The sequence below is a fragment of the Pseudomonas sp. LD120 genome (assembly GCF_009861525.1).
In the GTDB taxonomy this organism is placed as follows: domain Bacteria; phylum Pseudomonadota; class Gammaproteobacteria; order Pseudomonadales; family Pseudomonadaceae; genus Aquipseudomonas.
The window spans coordinates 1,434,040-1,449,853 of sequence record NZ_WVHL01000005.1; the positions used below are offsets into that span (position 1 = coordinate 1,434,040).

At 63.9% G+C, this 15,814-nt stretch carries 14 protein-coding genes; 9 read left to right on the forward strand and 5 right to left on the reverse strand.

Annotated features, from left to right (window positions below; translation table 11 throughout):
* The first annotated feature begins 118 nt into the window (after nucleotides 1-118).
* Nucleotides 119-1,225, forward strand: a complete 1,107-nt coding sequence (locus tag PLD_RS20825; protein ID WP_159896027.1) for an NADH:flavin oxidoreductase/NADH oxidase — start codon at nucleotides 119-121, stop codon at nucleotides 1,223-1,225.
* 224 nt (nucleotides 1,226-1,449) lie between these two features.
* On the opposite strand, the gene PLD_RS20830 is transcribed toward PLD_RS20825, so the two are convergent.
* Entirely contained in the window at nucleotides 1,450-3,057 is a 1,608-nt protein-coding gene (locus PLD_RS20830; protein WP_159896029.1) for a glucan biosynthesis protein D, read from the reverse strand.
* Between the two features lie 203 nt (nucleotides 3,058-3,260).
* On the opposite strand from PLD_RS20830, the gene PLD_RS20835 reads away from it, so the two are divergent.
* Nucleotides 3,261-3,794, forward strand: coding sequence for a GNAT family N-acetyltransferase (locus PLD_RS20835; protein ID WP_159896031.1), 534 nt, complete (start codon nucleotides 3,261-3,263; stop codon nucleotides 3,792-3,794).
* On the opposite strand, the gene PLD_RS20840 is transcribed toward PLD_RS20835, so the two are convergent.
* From PLD_RS20840 to PLD_RS20855, 4 genes are all read right to left on the reverse strand, one after another.
* A complete protein-coding gene (locus tag PLD_RS20840; RefSeq protein ID WP_159896033.1) occupies nucleotides 3,791-4,984 on the reverse strand; it encodes a DUF418 domain-containing protein in 1,194 nt (397 codons plus the stop codon). The two genes, PLD_RS20835 and PLD_RS20840, sit on opposite strands and share 4 nt — an antisense overlap.
* A 184-nt stretch (nucleotides 4,985-5,168) precedes the next feature.
* Nucleotides 5,169-6,185, reverse strand: a complete 1,017-nt coding sequence (locus tag PLD_RS20845) for a hypothetical protein (protein ID WP_256674705.1) — start codon at nucleotides 6,183-6,185, stop codon at nucleotides 5,169-5,171.
* Between the two features lie 35 nt (nucleotides 6,186-6,220).
* On the reverse strand, nucleotides 6,221-6,661 hold the full coding sequence (locus PLD_RS20850) for a hypothetical protein (protein WP_159896037.1): 441 nt from the start codon (nucleotides 6,659-6,661) through the stop codon (nucleotides 6,221-6,223).
* A complete protein-coding gene (locus PLD_RS20855) occupies nucleotides 6,651-7,061 on the reverse strand; it encodes a hypothetical protein (protein WP_159896039.1) in 411 nt (136 codons plus the stop codon). The genes PLD_RS20850 and PLD_RS20855 overlap by 11 nt, the downstream gene beginning before the upstream one ends.
* Nucleotides 7,062-7,424: 363 nt before the next feature.
* Here PLD_RS20855 and PLD_RS20860 point away from each other — a divergent pair, with 363 nt between their 5' ends.
* The 7 genes from PLD_RS20860 (at nucleotide 7,425) to PLD_RS20890 (ending at nucleotide 15,793) form a co-directional block, all read left to right on the forward strand.
* The gene (locus tag PLD_RS20860; protein ID WP_159896041.1) at nucleotides 7,425-8,150 is read left to right on the forward strand and encodes a tellurite resistance TerB family protein; all 726 of its coding nucleotides are present in this window, start codon (nucleotides 7,425-7,427) and stop codon (nucleotides 8,148-8,150) included.
* 214 nt (nucleotides 8,151-8,364) lie between these two features.
* Nucleotides 8,365-9,987 (forward strand): methyl-accepting chemotaxis protein, encoded by a 1,623-nt coding sequence (locus tag PLD_RS20865; protein WP_159896043.1) that lies wholly within the window; start codon nucleotides 8,365-8,367, stop codon nucleotides 9,985-9,987.
* Entirely contained in the window at nucleotides 9,987-10,523 is a 537-nt protein-coding gene (locus tag PLD_RS20870; protein ID WP_159896045.1) for a chemotaxis protein CheW, read from the forward strand. The genes PLD_RS20865 and PLD_RS20870 overlap by 1 nt, the downstream gene beginning before the upstream one ends.
* Nucleotides 10,520-11,797, forward strand: a complete 1,278-nt coding sequence (locus PLD_RS20875; protein WP_159896047.1) for a protein-glutamate O-methyltransferase CheR — start codon at nucleotides 10,520-10,522, stop codon at nucleotides 11,795-11,797. The genes PLD_RS20870 and PLD_RS20875 overlap by 4 nt, the downstream gene beginning before the upstream one ends.
* Nucleotides 11,794-12,480, forward strand: coding sequence for a chemotaxis protein CheW (locus PLD_RS20880; RefSeq protein ID WP_159896049.1), 687 nt, complete (start codon nucleotides 11,794-11,796; stop codon nucleotides 12,478-12,480). The genes PLD_RS20875 and PLD_RS20880 overlap by 4 nt, the downstream gene beginning before the upstream one ends.
* Complete coding sequence (locus tag PLD_RS20885; RefSeq protein ID WP_159896051.1) at nucleotides 12,477-14,786, forward strand: hybrid sensor histidine kinase/response regulator; 2,310 nt, start codon at nucleotides 12,477-12,479, stop codon at nucleotides 14,784-14,786. Before PLD_RS20880 ends, PLD_RS20885 begins: the two co-directional genes overlap by 4 nt.
* Nucleotides 14,783-15,793 carry a chemotaxis response regulator protein-glutamate methylesterase gene (locus PLD_RS20890; protein ID WP_159896053.1) on the forward strand — a complete coding sequence of 337 codons (1,011 nt, stop codon included), beginning with the start codon at nucleotides 14,783-14,785 and terminating at the stop codon, nucleotides 15,791-15,793. The genes PLD_RS20885 and PLD_RS20890 overlap by 4 nt, the downstream gene beginning before the upstream one ends.
* Nucleotides 15,794-15,814: the final 21 nt, after the last annotated feature.

Sequence of the window (15,814 nt, forward strand, 5' to 3'; positions counted from 1 at the left end):
GGCCTTGTGACCTTTTGTCATTCTTCTACCCGCGGGGGGGCGGGCGCTCAACTTCGCCGTCACTTGTCGACCGTTCAAACAGAACCCTGGAGCCTGACCATTGACCGAGAGGTGCCCCATGAGTCTGCTGCTTGAACCCTATACCCTTCGTCAACTGACCTTACTCAACCGCATCGCGGTGTCGCCCATGTGCCAATACTCGTCGGTGGACGGACTGGCCAACGACTGGCATCTGGTGCACTTGGGCAGCCGCGCTGTCGGCGGCGCCGGGTTGGTGTTCACCGAGGCCACGGCGGTCACCGCCGAGGGCCGCATCACCGCCCAGGATCTGGGGCTGTGGAACGACGCCCAGATCGAACCTTTGCAGCGCATCACCCGTTTCATCACTGCCCAGGGCGCCGTGGCCGGCATTCAGTTGGCCCATGCCGGGCGCAAGGCCAGTACTCATCGGCCCTGGCTCGGCAAGTCCGGTAGCCTCAAGCCCGAGGACGGTGGTTGGGTCCCGGTGGGACCGTCGCGAATCGCCTTTGACCCGCAGCACACGGCACCGACCCAATTGGACCAAGGGCAGATTGACGGAATCATCCAAGCCTTTGTCGATGCCGCCAAACGTGCGCTGCAGGCGGGCTTCAAGGTGGTGGAAGTGCACGCCGCCCATGGCTATCTGCTGCATCAGTTCTTGTCACCCTTGAGCAATCAGCGCCAGGACCAGTACGGCGGCTCGTTTGAAAATCGCATTCGCCTGGTGTCGCAAGTGACCGAGGCCGTGAGGACGGTCTGGCCCGAAGAGCTGCCGCTGTTTGTCCGGGTGTCGGCCACCGACTGGGTGGAAGACGGCTGGAACCCCGACGAAACGGTGGAACTGGCGCGACGGCTCAAGGACCTGGGCGTGGATTTGATCGATGTATCGTCCGGTGGCACGGCGGCCAATGCCGAAATTCCTATCGGGCCCGGGTATCAAACCCGTTTTGCCGAGCGGGTGCGCAAGGAGTCGGGGATGGCCACCGGCACTGTGGGCTTGATCACCGAACCGGCCCAGGCCGAGCACATTCTGCGTACCTGTCAGGCGGACATCATCTTTCTGGCTCGTGAGCTGTTGCGCGACCCGTACTGGCCGCTGCATGCCGATGATGACCTGGGCGGGCGCAAGGCGATCTGGCCGGCGCAATACCAGCGGGCCACCCACAGGGATCAGCCGATTCATGAGTCGGACTTGCGCGATTAGCGACTGGGGATAAAAAACGCCGCTTTATCTCAAGATAAAGCGGCGTTTTTTTGCATCTTAAGTGGTGAGGGAGCTTGCTCCCGCTCGGTCGCGCAGCGGCCGTAAAACCTGAGTGCGGGGCTTGCGCCTGGTATCTGGTGGTGGCGGCCATTGGGGGCGACCAGTCGCCCCAGCGGGAGCAAGCTTGCTCGCCACGATCAGCGACTGGCTCTCTCAGCGCAGAATCACGGGTATTTGCGTTTGTCCGGCGCCGGCGGGAAGTACTGGTACAGCCAGGTTTCGCTCAGGGTGCGGTCGTGGCTGCGGATGAACAGCCGCAGCTCCACCGGTTCGACGCTGTCGTTGGTCGGGTACCAGTCGAAGAGGATGCGGTAGCCCTTGATCTCGTCCAGTACCAGGACGCTGACATCCTTGACCTCGCCGTTGGAGGCGCTGATCACCGGCTCGATGCCGGTGCCGGCGGGCAGGCGGTCGAGGCCGCCGCCGGTGAAGTCCACGGCAAAGCGTCGGGCCCAGACTGGCGGGTAGTGCTCGCCCGGGGCCCAGCCTTCGACGAAGCCGCCCATGCCCGAGCGGGTGGCATGCACTCGCGCCAACGGCGTGCCCACCGGCGGCAGGGCGCTCCAGTAGAGCCGGTAGCCGTAGTTCAGGGAGTCGCCGGCGGCCACGGGTTTTTTCGGGGTCCAGAAGGCCACGATGTTGTCCATGGTTTCGCCGGTGGTGGGGATTTCCAGCAAGTCGATGCTGCCTTCGCCCCAGGCGGTGGTGGGTTCGACCCACAGGCTCGGGCGGCGGCTGTACCAGTCCACGGTGTCCTGATAGCTGGCGAACTCATGGTCGCTTTGCACCAGGCCGAAGCCCTTCGGGTCCTTGTCGGCAAAGGCGTTGAATTGCAGGGTCGCCGGGTTGTTCAGTGGGCGGCAGATCCATTCGCCATTGCCGCGCCACATGGCCAGGCGGTCGGAATCGTGGATCTGCGGGTGAATGGTGTCGCACATGCGCCGTTCATGGGTGCCGCAACTGAACATGCTGGTCATCGGTGCAATGCCCAGTTGCTCGATGGCGGTGCGGGCATTGATGTGGGCGTCGATGTCCATCACCACGCGCTCGGCCTGGCAGTCGATGTCGAAGCGGTAGGCACCGGTGGCGCTCGGCGAATTCAGCAGGGCGTAGACCACGAAGCGGGTGCTGTCCTGGTTTGGGGTCTCGAACCAGAACTGGGTGAAGTCGGGGAACTCCTCGCGGCGCTTGGCGTAGGTGTCGATGGCCAGGCCCCGGGCCGAGAGTCCGTACTGGCCGGTGGCGTCCACCGCGCGGAAGTAGCTGGCGCCGAGGAAGGACACCACGTCGTGCTTGTCCAGTTTCGGGGCCTTGAACAGCTTGAACCCGGCAAAGCCCAGGTCGCCCTTGAGCTGGGCGGTGTCGACGCTGGTGTCCTGATAGTTGAACAGCGACGGGCGAAAGTGCACCTCCCTGGCCAGGCGGGTCTTGGGGTCGAGGCTGTGCATGCGCACCGGCTGCCTGAAGCCCATGCCGACGTGGAAGAACTGCACGTCCAACTGATGCCACAGCGAGTGCCGGCCGTCGTACCGGATGGCGTTGAAGTGTTGCGGCGTCATCGTCGCCAGGGTTGGCGGCAGCACTTGCTTGGTGTCCACATACGGGTTGCCGGCCAACTGCTTGGCTTGAGCCTTGAGGCGCTCGAAATCGAAGGCCTGGGCGTCACCGTCAGCGGCGCCAGCCCAGGCTCGGGCGGCCAGCAGCCCGCTGGCCGAGAGGCCGGTGTAGGCCGCCAGGGCCATGGAAGCTTTGAGGAGGTGCCTGCGGTGCATAGATGAACCTTGTGGGGGAGGCTGGGCTCGTCAGCGGCTCCTGGCTGACCAGGGGGGGCGCGAGGTGAGGTCCGGCCATGCCATTGGCCAAACGCAGCGGACGATAAATAGAGGCTCGGTAGAATAAACGGTTCGCCCAGGGCAAAAAAACGCTTAGCTTGTGTCCATTGGTAACCACTTGAAACGCATCAGGAACCGGACTCATGTTGCACCCGCGTGCCCTCACCGAAAACGATATCCCGCGCCTTAAAGGGATCGACCGCGCCGAAGTCATCGACGGCTTCTACCGTGTGCAGAATGGCCGTCTGATCAGCTATGCCCAGCATGAGGTGGTCAGCGGCTGGCCGGAGGGCGAGGCTGAGCATGACGCGCTGATCTTGCAGCAGTGTTACCAGCGTGGCGGCTGGTTGTACGGGATCTTCGACGCTGAGGTGCTGGTGGCGGCAGCGGTGGTCGATTGCCTGGCGATCAAGTGCGCCGGGCTGGATTTGCGGCAGTTGAAATTCCTTCATGTGAGCCTGGCTTATCGCGGCCTTGGCCTGGGCCGGCAGCTGTTCGCCCTGGCCCGGGAGCAGGCCCTGGCCATGGGCGCCCAGGGCCTTTACGTGTCGGCCACGCCGTCGCGGCACACGGTGGATTTTTATACCGGCCTGGGCTGTGAACTGCTGGCCGTCCCGAACCCTGCGCTGCTGCGCATCGAGCCCGAGGATATCCACCTCTGTCTGCGGCTGATTTAAGCCGGCGCGCGCTTGCGCCAGTGCGGCCAGGCACCGAGGGTCACCGCCCGCAGCAGCCACTCGCAGGGACCGTACTGATGAGTGCGTAGCCACAGGGCGCTGAGTTGCATTTGCAACAGGTAGATGGCGATCACCAGCAGGGGAATCCACAGCGGCGGCAGGTGGTTGATCAGCCCCAGCCCGTAGCCGGTGAACAACAGGCAGAGGATTAGCGATTGCAGCAGGTAGTTGCTCAATGACATGCGCCCCAGCGGCGCCAGGCGTTGGCACAGGCGTTGGCCCAGAGGCGAGTCGAAGGCCCGAAGCAGCAGCATGGCGTAGCTGGCCGAGAGCAGCGGTGCGCTGACTTGGCTGATGCCGTAGCCGATGACTTCCAGCCCGCCGCCGGGTGCGTAGGCGCTCCAGTAACCGTAGAGCAGGGCGCCGCCCAGGCCGATGGGCAGGGTCAGGGCCAGCAGCCTGGGCACCCGCGCGGCAAAGCGCTCGGGCGCCACCAGCAGGCCTTTGCGTCCGGCCACATAGCCCAGGAGGAACATCGCCAGGGTGCTGGGCCCTTGCAGCAGCCACAGGGCCGAGGCGGTTTCCAGCAAATGCGCAGCGTTGTAGCTGAGGGTGTCCAGCGCATCGGCGCCCATGGCCAGCTCCTTGAGCAGTGGCTGGCCGTCGGCGGCTCCGGTATAGAGGCCGGCGTTCAGCAGCTCGATGCCAAACAGCAGAATCAGCAGCGCCGTGGCGCCGATCAACAGGCTCGCCAGGATGGCTGCGACCCGCGCTGTCAGCCCGCGCAAGGCCAGCAGCACCAGGCCCAGCAGCGCGTACAGGGTGAGAATTTCGCCGTAGAACAGCAGCGCGCCATGCATCAGGCCGATGGCCAGCAAGGCCAGTTGCCGGCGCAGCATGCGCGGCACGAAACGTTCGCCCGCCCGCTCGGCGGAGGCCATCTGCAGGGTGAAGCTGTAGCCGAACAGGAAGGAGAACAGCAGGTAGAACTTGGCCTCGAACAGCACTGACACCAGCCAGCGGATCAGGTGGTCGAGGTCGCTGGCGTAGGCCGGGTTGCTGACCGGCGAGGCGTAGTAGGGATCGGCGAACGACCAGATGTTCACCGCCAGGATGCCCAGTAGCGCGAAGCCGCGCATGGCGTCCACCTGCTGCAGGCGTGCCGCTTGGCGCGGCAACGGCGCGTTCATTTCCGGGACCCGGGCAACAGGGCGTGTTCCAGAGGGACGAGGGGCATGGGGCGGCCTGTCGGTGAGTGGAGTGAAGGCTCAATTAACGCGATCAGGCGGCGCGGGGGCAATCAAACTCTTGTGAAAAAAAGTCAATGAACCTGCGCGGCCCTGTCCGCCCCAGGGTTGGCACGCCGCTCCGGGTTCAGCTCTGCGACGGCGCCGGCAGGCACTGGGCACCGGCGGCGGGCGTTTCGCCTTTTTTAGTCCACCAGGTCAGGGGCCTGATGCTGTTCAGGTCGCCGCGCTTGATCGCTTCCTGGTAGCAGGCCAGGGCCCGGGGGCCATCGGCGGTGCCCCACTGGCCCTCGGCGTAGCCGCTGCCCAGGTAGTAATAGGCGGTGGCCGAGTCCAGTTCCCGGGCGGTGCGCAGCACCAGCTCTTCGGACTTGCGGGGTTGCTGGCATTTATTGACGGAGCCATCGCCGAGGGGATCGCAGTAGTACATCGACAACATCAACGCCGCCTCGGCATCGGTCGGGGCATAAGGCCGCAGCAGTTCTTCCGGCTCCCCGGGCTTGAGCGCCGGCGCCATGCCCGAGTAGCCCAGGCTCACTGCCTGCACGGCCGCCTTGGCCGAGCCATGCCGGGCGGCGTCCAGCAGAAGCTGCTGGCCCAGATCGAAGAAGTACCCGGTCAACAGGTATTGCTCGCGGCCGCCGTAGCCCAGGAACAGATCGGCCTTGCGCATCTGCCGTTGCAAGGCGGTTTCGTTGGCCGGGGCGTCCTGGTCGAGCAGGCCGGTCATGGACCACTGCTCGACCCGTACCAGTTGCCAGCAGGCGCCCTGTTGAAAGACAAAGGCTTGGACCACGTCGCCCATGGGGTCATGCAGCACCAGGGTCTGGCTCTCCCAGAAAGATTGCAGCCCGGCACGGGCCTGAGCCTGTGGATCGAGCAGGCTCAGCAGGTGCCGGGTATCGCCCGTCAGCTTGTGCCGGGTGGTGATCTCGCGTCCGTATTCGTCACGGGCCGGGCGTTGTTCGATCAGCGGCGAATCGGTGAACGCCTGCTGCAGCTGCGGGCTGCTGGCAAAGGCCCGGAGGAAGGTCGGCAGGTCGTTGGACGGGCAGGCGGGCGCGGCGGCCATGGCCGTCTGGGCGCCGCTGGCCAGTGACAGGCCCAGGGTGATCAGGCACAACAGGTGACGAGCAAGAGGCATCGACGGAGTCATCCGAGGGTAGGGCGGTCGTGGGGTCATTGGCTTTGCGGGTCGCAATACAGCACTGAGCCGCCAGGGTGCTGGCGGTCGACGCTCAGCAGCGGACGCTGGCGCCCGTCGCCGAAAAATGTCCGCCCCAGGCGCCGGCGCACGCTTGCAACGCTGTCCTTGAGGTACAGGGCGTGCACCGAAAATGGACCGCTGTAAGGGATCAGTACTGCGCGTACTGCCAGGCCCTGGTAGGTGTCGTCGATGCAGTAGCGAGCGGCTTCGTCGAGTTCGCAGGGTTGCAATTGGCGCTCAACGAAGTATTCGCCCTGGGGCTGGTGATCGTTGGGGTCGAGGTAGACGTTTTCGATCCCGCAGGTGGCGAGGTTGGCGAACTGTTCATCCAGTGTCATGGCCAGGCAAGGGTTGCCGAGGGCCAGCAGGAGCAGCGCTCCGACTGGCGAAATGCTTTGACGCTCAACAGCCATGGACGCTCTCCTGAGGGGCGAACAATCGACACAGCCACTGCGCCAGCCAGATTGCCAGCAGCAGCGGCACGCTCATCAGGAAGCAATAGATGTAGCCACGTATCGGATGGTCGGGAAACATCGCCCAGGCGGTAAACAGCACCAGGGCGCCGACCAGGCCCAGCTTGGCCTTCAGCTTGGGCACCAGGGCCACCAGCACGCTGACGAGGATCAGCAATTGGAGCAGGAGTTCCACCATGATTCCCAGGCCGAAGCCCTTGGCGATGGAACCGAAGTGGCTGCGATACACCGATATGCCCCAGAAATGTGCCAGATAGAACAGCGGCGCCGGCAGGGAAAGGGGCACCAGGCCGGTGATGATGCGTATCAGGTGATAACGGCTTACGGCGTCCAGGCTCATGGGCGGCACTCGTGGGCGATGGAGGGAGGAGGTCGTGGCATGGGGCGCATCCTTGCTGCCGGAGGGGCTTGAGCAACTCCGGTCAGCGGTGCCGGGCTTTCAGGCGGCGATAGTGCCGTAACTGGGGGGGCTTATCCAGTCTGGCAAGGCGTCAACGCTGTCTGCCTGGGGGGCTGTGCAAGCCGGCTCGCTTTACAGGGCTGATCAGTGCGCTTTATGGCTGAACCGATGCCGTGTTCCGTGGATGTCGCGCTTCGGCGAAAGCAACATTCAGAAGCACTATCCCTGCCTGGGTCAGGGCACTTCTCTCTAGGCTTATGGCCTGATGTGTCGGCGTGACACTTAATGTTCCGGAGGCCGTAGATGAATACTCGCGGATTGCTCGATCAATTACTCAGGTCCGGCCAGGAGTTGCTGCAGAACAAGACGGGGGCAACGGCGACGGACGCGGCCAAGAGCGATCCGGGTGCTCTTGGCGGTTTGCTCGGTGGCAAGTTCGGCGGCCTGGGCGGGTTGTTGTCCGGGGCGGGGGGCGGCGCCTTGGCGGCCGGCGCCATGGGCTTGCTGCTGGGCAACAAGAAGGCCCGCAAGTTCGGCGGCAAGGCCCTGACCTATGGGGGGCTGGCGGCCCTCGGGGTACTGGCCTACAAGGCTTACGGTAACTGGCAGGCGCAGCAGGGCACGGCCCCACGCAACGAGCCGCAGACCCTCGATCGGCTGCCGGCGCCGCAGGTGGAGCAGCACAGCCAGGCGATCCTCAAGGCGTTGGTGGCGGCGGCCAAGGCCGATGGGCATGTGGACGAGCGCGAGCGGGCACTGATCGAGGGCGAGTTCCGCAAGCTGGACAACGATCCGCACTTGCAAGACTGGTTACACCGTGAGCTGAACAAACCCCTGGACCCGGCGGATGTGGCCCGAGCGGCCAGCACGCCGGAGATGGCCGCCGAGATGTACCTGGCCAGCGTGATGTTGGTCGATGAACAGCATTTCATGGAAAAGGCCTATCTGGACGAGCTGGCGCGACAACTGCAATTGGCCCCGGGGCTCAAGGCCGAACTGGAAAATCAGGTGCGTCAGAGCGGTCTGTGAGCCCGTCTCGATTCTGCCTCCCGCCAAGGATGGCGTTTCTGTCTGGCAGATTTGCCGAAATGCCTTTTTAGTCCGGAAAAAGCCCCCTAAGCGGCCATCCAGAGCGGATCAGCAGATGTGTGAAAAGTGCCGATGGTGTCGCTAAACCACCCATAAAACCTGCATCGTCCTCGGCTATACTCCCCCCATTTTTGAATGGCCTCGAGGACTGACTGTGAAGAACTGGACGTTGCGCCAACGCATTTTGGCGAGCTTTGCGGTGATTATCGCCATCATGCTGTTGATGGTCGTCGTCTCGTACTCACGGCTGTTGAAGATCGAGGCCGGCGAGGAACGCATGCGCAATGACGCGGTGCCCGGCGTCTATTTCAGTTCGATGATTCGCAGTGCCTGGGTCGACAGTTACCTGCAGACCCAGGAAATCATCGGGCTCAAGCAAAATCAGGCCATCAGCTCCGAGGACAAGGAGGACTTCAAGGTCTTCGAGCAAGAGCTGCAGACCCAGATGAACAACTACAAGCAGACCATCAACACTCGCGAGGACGAGAGCGAGTTCGATGCCTTCTATAAGGACCATCAGGAGTACAACCGCATCCAGGCTGCGGTGCTCGATCTGCATCAACGTCGGCAGGACGCCGAGGCGATCCGCCTGTTCAACGAACAATTGACCCCGGCCTGGATGGTGGGGCGCTTGAAACTCAACGACATCATCAGAGAGAACAAGGCGGTCGCTGATTCCGCGATCGTCGCCATTGATGATGCCGTGGCCGCGGCCAAGGTCAGCATGGGCGTGTCGTTGCTGTTGGCGGTTCTCGCTGCCGGGCTGTGTGGCCTGCTGTTGATGCGGGCGATCATGGCGCCGATGAAGCGCATCGTGGAAATTTTCGATGTCATGCGTACCGGCGATCTGAGCAGCCGCTTGGACCTGGATCGCAAAGACGAGTTCGGTGCCGTGGAGACCGGTTTCAACGACATGATGAGCGAGCTCACCGCCCTGGTATCCCAGGCCCAACGCTCGTCGGTACAGGTCACCACCTCGGTGACCGAAATCGCCGCCACCTCCAAGCAGCAACAGGCCACCGCCACCGAAACCGCCGCGACCACCACGGAAATCGGCGCCACCTCGCGGGAAATTGCCGCGACCTCGCGAGATCTGGTACGCACCATGACCGAAGTCTCCAGCGCCGCCGATCAGGCCTCGGTGCTTGCCGGTTCCGGCCAGCAGGGTTTGTCGCGCATGGAAGACACCATGCACTCGGTGATGGGCGCGGCGGACCTGGTGAACGCCAAGCTGGCGATCCTCAACGAGAAGGCCGGCAACATCAATCAGGTGGTGGTGACCATCGTCAAGGTGGCGGATCAGACCAACCTGCTGTCGCTTAACGCGGCCATCGAGGCAGAGAAGGCTGGCGAGTACGGCCGCGGTTTTGCGGTAGTGGCCACCGAAGTGCGACGCCTGGCTGACCAGACCGCGGTGGCCACCTACGACATCGAGCAGATGGTCCGCGAGATCCAGTCGGCGGTGTCGGCGGGGGTCATGGGCATGGACAAGTTTTCCGAGGAAGTGCGCCGCGGCATGGCCGAAGTGCAGCAGGTGGGCGAGCAGCTGTCGCAGATCATTCATCAGGTCCAGGCGCTGGCCCCACGGGTGTTGATGGTCAACGAAGGCATGCAGGCTCAGGCCACCGGCGCCGAGCAGATCAATCACGCCCTGGTGCAACTGGGGGATGCCAGCAGCCAGACGGTCGAGTCCCTGCGCCAAGCCAGCTTTGCCATTGATGAGCTGAGCCAGGTGGCCGTAGGCCTGCGCAGTGGCGTCTCGCGTTTCAAAGTCTGATGGATGAGTTCGCACATAAGCGCAGTGGCGCAGTCGGGGCAAAAAAATTGCTGTTCCTGATATTTCACATTGGCGAGGAGCGCTATGCGTTGCAGGCTGTCGATGTGGTGGAAGTGTTGCCGCGCCTGCCGCTCAAACCCGTTGCCCAGGCGCCGTCCTGGGTGGCCGGGATGTTCGCTTACCGTGGCCAGGTGGTGCCGGTCATTGACCTGTGTGAGTTGACCTTTGGCCGTGCGGCGCAATTGCGCACCAGCACCCGGCTGGTGCTGGTGCACTACCGCGGCACGGCCGGGCAGCGGCCCCGGGTGTTGGGCTTGCTGCTGGAGCAGGCTAACCACACCTTGCGTTGCGACCCGGCGCAATTTCAGCCTTATGGCCTGGACAACCGCGAGGCGCCGTACCTGGGGCCGGTGCGTGAAGATGCCCACGGATTGCTGCAATGGGTGCGGGTCGATGACCTGCTGGGCCGTGAGGTGCGTGAGTTGCTGTTTCCGGCGGTCCCCCTGGACCCGGCGTCGTTTGAGGAGTCTCCATGAGCGGCGAGCAACGGTTTTTCGATTTCCTCAAAGAGCGTATCGGCCTGGATGTCGCCTCCGTGGGTTCGGCGATCATCGAGCGAGCGGTGCGCCAGCGCTGTAACGCGTTGGATGGCGTGAGCAGCGATGAGTACTGGCACACCTTGCAAGGTTCCCGGGATGAGCAGCAGGCGCTGATCGAGGCGGTGATCGTTCCGGAGACCTGGTTTTTCCGTTATCCGGAGTCCTTCGCCACCCTGGTCAAGCTGGCCAAGGCCCGGCTGGCACAGATCAAGGGCATGCGCGCCTTGCGCCTGCTGAGCCTGCCGTGTTCCACCGGTGAAGAACCCTATTCGATCGCCATGGCCCTGCTCGACGCTGGGCTGGCACCCCATCAGTTCAAGGTCGATGGCCTGGATGTCAGCCCGTTGTCGGTGGAACGAGCCCGCGGCGCGAGCTACGGCAAGAACTCTTTTCGCGGTCAGTACACCGCGTTTCGTGAGCGCCACTTCAGCGCCGAGGGCGAGCGTTTTCTTTTGAGCGAGCGGGTCCGCGAACAGGTGCGGCTGCAGGTGGGTAATGTACTGGATCCGGGACTGCTGGCCGCCGAGCCGCCCTTTGATTTTGTCTTTTGCCGCAACCTGCTGATCTATTTCGACCAGCCGACCCAGCGCCAAGTGTTCGAAGTGCTCAAGCGCCTGACCCATGAAGACGGGGTGCTGTTCATCGGCCCTGCCGAGGGCAGCCTGTTGGGGCGTCTGGGCATGCGCTCGATTGGCATTGCGCAGTCCTTTGCTTTCAGCCGTTACAGCGAACCCGAACCGCCTGCCGTACTTCTGCCGCAACCCGTGCCCTTGTCCTTGCCGCTGCCCTCTCGCAAGGTGCTCCCCCCGGCACCGCGTCAGCGGCCATTTGCCGCGCGGTCTGCGACCGCTTCCGTGCCGGCCAGTGCGCCGGCGGTCAATGACGCGGCGAGCCTGCTGGCGCACATCGCCAGTCTGGCCAACGAAGGTAAAAGCGCCGAGGCCCGCGCAGCCTGTGAAGGCTATCTGCAACAGCATGAACCGGTGGCCCAGGTGTTCTATTGGCTGGGGCTGCTCAGTGATGTGGCCGGCAATGCCCTGGAAGCCCAGGGTTTCTATCGCAAGGCCCTGTACCTGGCGCCGCAGCACCCTGAAGCCCTGGCGCACCTGGCGGCGCTGTTGGCGTCCCAGGGCGATGTCGCCGGAGCCCAACGATTGCAGGAGCGCGCTGCCCGCAGCATGCGCACTGCCGACCATGAGTTGAAACGATGAGCCATTCCTATTCATTGGGCGTGACCCGCGAAGATGCGCAGGCCATCGATGATTGCTGGAACCGCATCGGTATCCACGGCGACAGGTCCTGCCCGCTGCTCGTCGAACACATCCATTGCCGTAACTGCTCGGTGTATTCCGCGGCTGCCACGAGCCTGCTGGATCGCTACTCGCTGCGTCAGGAGGACCGGGAACAATCGGTGGCGCAGGAGGCTGCCACTGATCTGGTGACCCGTTCGCTGCTGATGTTCCGCCTTGGCGAGGAATGGCTGGCTCTGGCGACCCGCTGTCTGCTGGAGGTGGCCCCGCTGGAGGCGATTCACTCCTTGCCCCACCAGCGTTCGCGGGCGTTGCTGGGCGTGGCCAATGTGCGTGGGGCGTTGGTGGCCTGCCTGTCTTTGACCGAACTCTTGGGCCTGGACCCAACCCTTGCCCCCGCCGCCGCGGGCCGGATCATGCCCCGGATGCTGATCATCGGCGCCGAGGGTGGGCCGGTGGTGGTGCCGGTGGATGAAGTGCAGGGCATCCACGCCATCGACGAGCGGATTCTCGGCGGCGCGTCGCTTTCCGGTGAACAAGCCAATGCCAAGTTCACCCGCGGCGTGTTGCAATGGCAGGGCCGCAGCCTGCGTTTGCTGGACGAAGAGCAATTGCTCTTGGCTGTGACCCGGAGCCTGACATGACCCCCGATCAAATGCGCGATGCCTCGTTGCTGGAACTGTTCAGCCTGGAAGCCGAGGCCCAGACCCAGGTGCTCAGCGCCGGGCTGCTGGCCCTGGAACGCAACCCGACCCAGGCTGATCAGTTGGAGGCCTGCATGCGCGCCGCCCACTCCCTCAAGGGGGCGGCGCGGATTGTCGGAGTCGATGCTGGGGTCAGCGTCGCCCATGTGATGGAAGATTGCCTGGTCAGCGCCCAGGAAGGGCGTTTGTACCTGCAGCCAGAGCACATTGATACCTTGTTGCGGGGCACCGACCTGTTGATGCGCATTGCTACGCCGGGCGGCGCGGCCACCGTCGCGCCGGACATCCCGGTCTATGTGGCGTTGATGGAGGGGTTGTTGACTCAGGGCCCGCAGGCCCCGAGGGCGGCGGTTCCCTCGTCTGAGCCGACGGTTGCGCTCGACACGGCGCCGGAGCCACTGGGCGAGCCAGACCCCGAGCCCCAGTCGCAGTCCAGCGAAGCCGTCCAGGATTCCTTGGCGAGCGCCACGCGCCCAGGCAAGCGCATGACGGAAGGCGGCGAGCGAGTGTTGCGGGTGACCGCTGAGCGCCTCAACAGCCTGCTGGACCTGTCGAGCAAGTCGCTGGTGGAAACCCAGCGGCTCAAGCCTTACCTGGCCACGATGCAGCGTCTCAAGCGGATTCAGAGCAACAGCCTGACGGCCCTGGAAAACCTCAACCTGCACCTCAAGGAGCATGCGCTGAGCCTGGAGGCTCAGGAAGCCCTGGCAGATGCGCGGCGCTTGCTGGCCGAGTCGCAACAGTTACTGGCGGAGAAAACCGCCGAGCTCGATGAGTTCGGCTGGCAGGCCAGCCAGCGTGCCCAGGTGCTGTATGACACGGCCCTGGCCTGTCGCATGCGGCCGTTTGCCGACGTGCTCAGTGGCCAGGCGCGCATGGTTCGCGATCTGGGGCGCAGCCTGGGCAAACAGGTGCGATTGGAGATCGAGGGCGAAAAAACCCAAGTCGATCGCGACGTGCTGGAAAAGCTAGAAGCGCCACTGACTCATTTGTTGCGCAACGCCGTCGACCACGGCATCGAATTGCCCGAGCAGCGTTTGCTGGCCGGCAAACCGGCACAAGGGGTGATTCGCCTGCGGGCGTCCCACCAGGCCGGCCTCTTGATGCTGGAACTCAGTGATGACGGTAACGGTGTGGATCTGCAGCGCCTGCGTCAAAGCATTGTCGAGCGCCAGTTGTCACCGGCCGAGACTGCTACGCAGCTCAGTGAAGAAGAGCTGCTGACCTTCCTCTTCCTGCCGGGCTTCAGCCTGCGGGACAAGGTCACCGAAGTATCCGGGCGCGGTGTCGGTCTGGATGCGGTGCAGCACATGGTGCGCCAATTGCGCGGGGCGGTGCTGCTGGAGCAGACCTGCGGCCAGGGCAGTCGCTTCCACCTGGAAGTGCCGTTGACCCTGTCGGTGGTGCGCAGCCTGGTGGTGGAGGTTGGCGACGAGGCCTATGCCTTCCCGCTGGCCCATATCGAGTGCATGTGCGACCTGGCGCCCGAGGCGATTGTGCAGGTGGAAGGGCGCCAGCACTTCTGGCATGAGGGGCGGCACGTCGGCCTGGTGGCGGCCAGCCAGTTGTTGCAGCGCCCGACCACCGCGAACAGCGCGCCGACTCTGAAAGTGGTGGTGATTCGCGAACGCGACGCCATGTACGGAATCGCCGTGGAGCGCTTCATCGGTGAGCGCACCCTGGTGGTGCTGCCCCTGGACGAGCGCCTGGGCAAGATCCAGGACATCTCCGCCGGAGCCTTGCTTGATGACGGCCGAGTGGCGTTGATCGTTGATGTGGAAGACATGCTGCGATCGGTGGACAAACTGCTCAATACCGGTCGCCTGGAGCGCATTGCCGGACAACACCAGCAGCATGCATTGGCTGCGCGCAAACGTATTCTGGTGGTCGACGATTCGCTGACAGTGCGCGAGTTGCAGCGCAAGCTGCTGATCAACCGGGGCTATGACGTGGCGGTGGCGGTGGATGGCATGGACGGCTGGAATGCCCTGCGTTCGGACAGTTTTGATCTGTTGATCACCGATATCGACATGCCGCGAATGGATGGAATTGAATTGGTCACACTCTTGCGCCGTGACAATCGTCTGCAATCGCTGCCAGTGATGGTGGTGTCCTACAAAGATCGCGAGGAAGACCGGCGTCGTGGGCTGGACGCCGGTGCCGACTATTATCTAGCCAAAGCCAGCTTCCATGACGACGCTCTGCTCGATGCGGTGGTGGAGCTGATTGGAGGCGCGCGGGCATGAAGATCGCAATCGTCAACGACATGCCCATGGCGGTGGAGGCCTTGCGTCGTGCCTTGGCTTTCGACCCCAGCCACGAAGTGGTGTGGGTCGCGACCAATGGGGCCGACGCGGTCAAATACTGTGCCGAGCTGACCCCGGATCTGATTCTCATGGACCTGATCATGCCGGTGATGGACGGTGTCGAGGCGACACGGCGGATCATGGCGGAGTCGCCATGCGCCATCGTGATTGTCACCGTCGACCGTCAGCAGAACGTGCACAGGGTCTTCGAAGCCATGGGGCACGGCGCCCTGGATGTGGTGGACACACCGGCTTTGGGGGCGGGCAATGCCCAGGAGGCGGCGGCGCCGCTGTTGCGCAAGATCCTCAATATTGGCTGGTTGATCGGCCAGCGCGGTAGCCGGGTACGTTCCGCGCCGCAGCCGTTGCGCAGCGGTGCGCCACGCCAGAGTCTGGTGGCCATTGGCTCCTCCGCAGGCGGCCCGGCGGCCCTGGAAATGCTGCTCAAGGGCTTGCCAAGGGACTTCCCCGCCGCCATCGTGCTGGTCCAGCATGTCGACCAGGTGTTTGCCGCAGGCATGGCCGAATGGCTCAGCAGCGCCTCCGGCCTGGAGGTGCGCCTGGCCCGAGAGGGTGAGCCGCCGCAAAACGGCAAGGTATTGCTGGCGGGCACCAACCACCACATCCGTCTGTTGAAAAACGGCACCCTGGCGTATACCGCCGAGCCGGTGAACGAGATCTACCGGCCCTCCATCGATGTGTTTTTCGAGAGTGTCGCCAGTTACTGGAATGGTGATGCGGTAGGGGTGCTGTTGACCGGCATGGGCCGTGACGGCGCCCAAGGCTTGAAGCTGATGCGTGATCAGGGTTATCTGACCATCGCTCAGGATCAGAACAGTAGCGCGGTGTACGGCATGCCCAAGGCGGCGGCTGCCATCGGCGCCGCTGCAGAGATTCGCCCACTGGACAAGATCGCTCCACGTTTGCTGGAGATATTTGCCAAATGACCGATAAACGCAGCTGTCCTG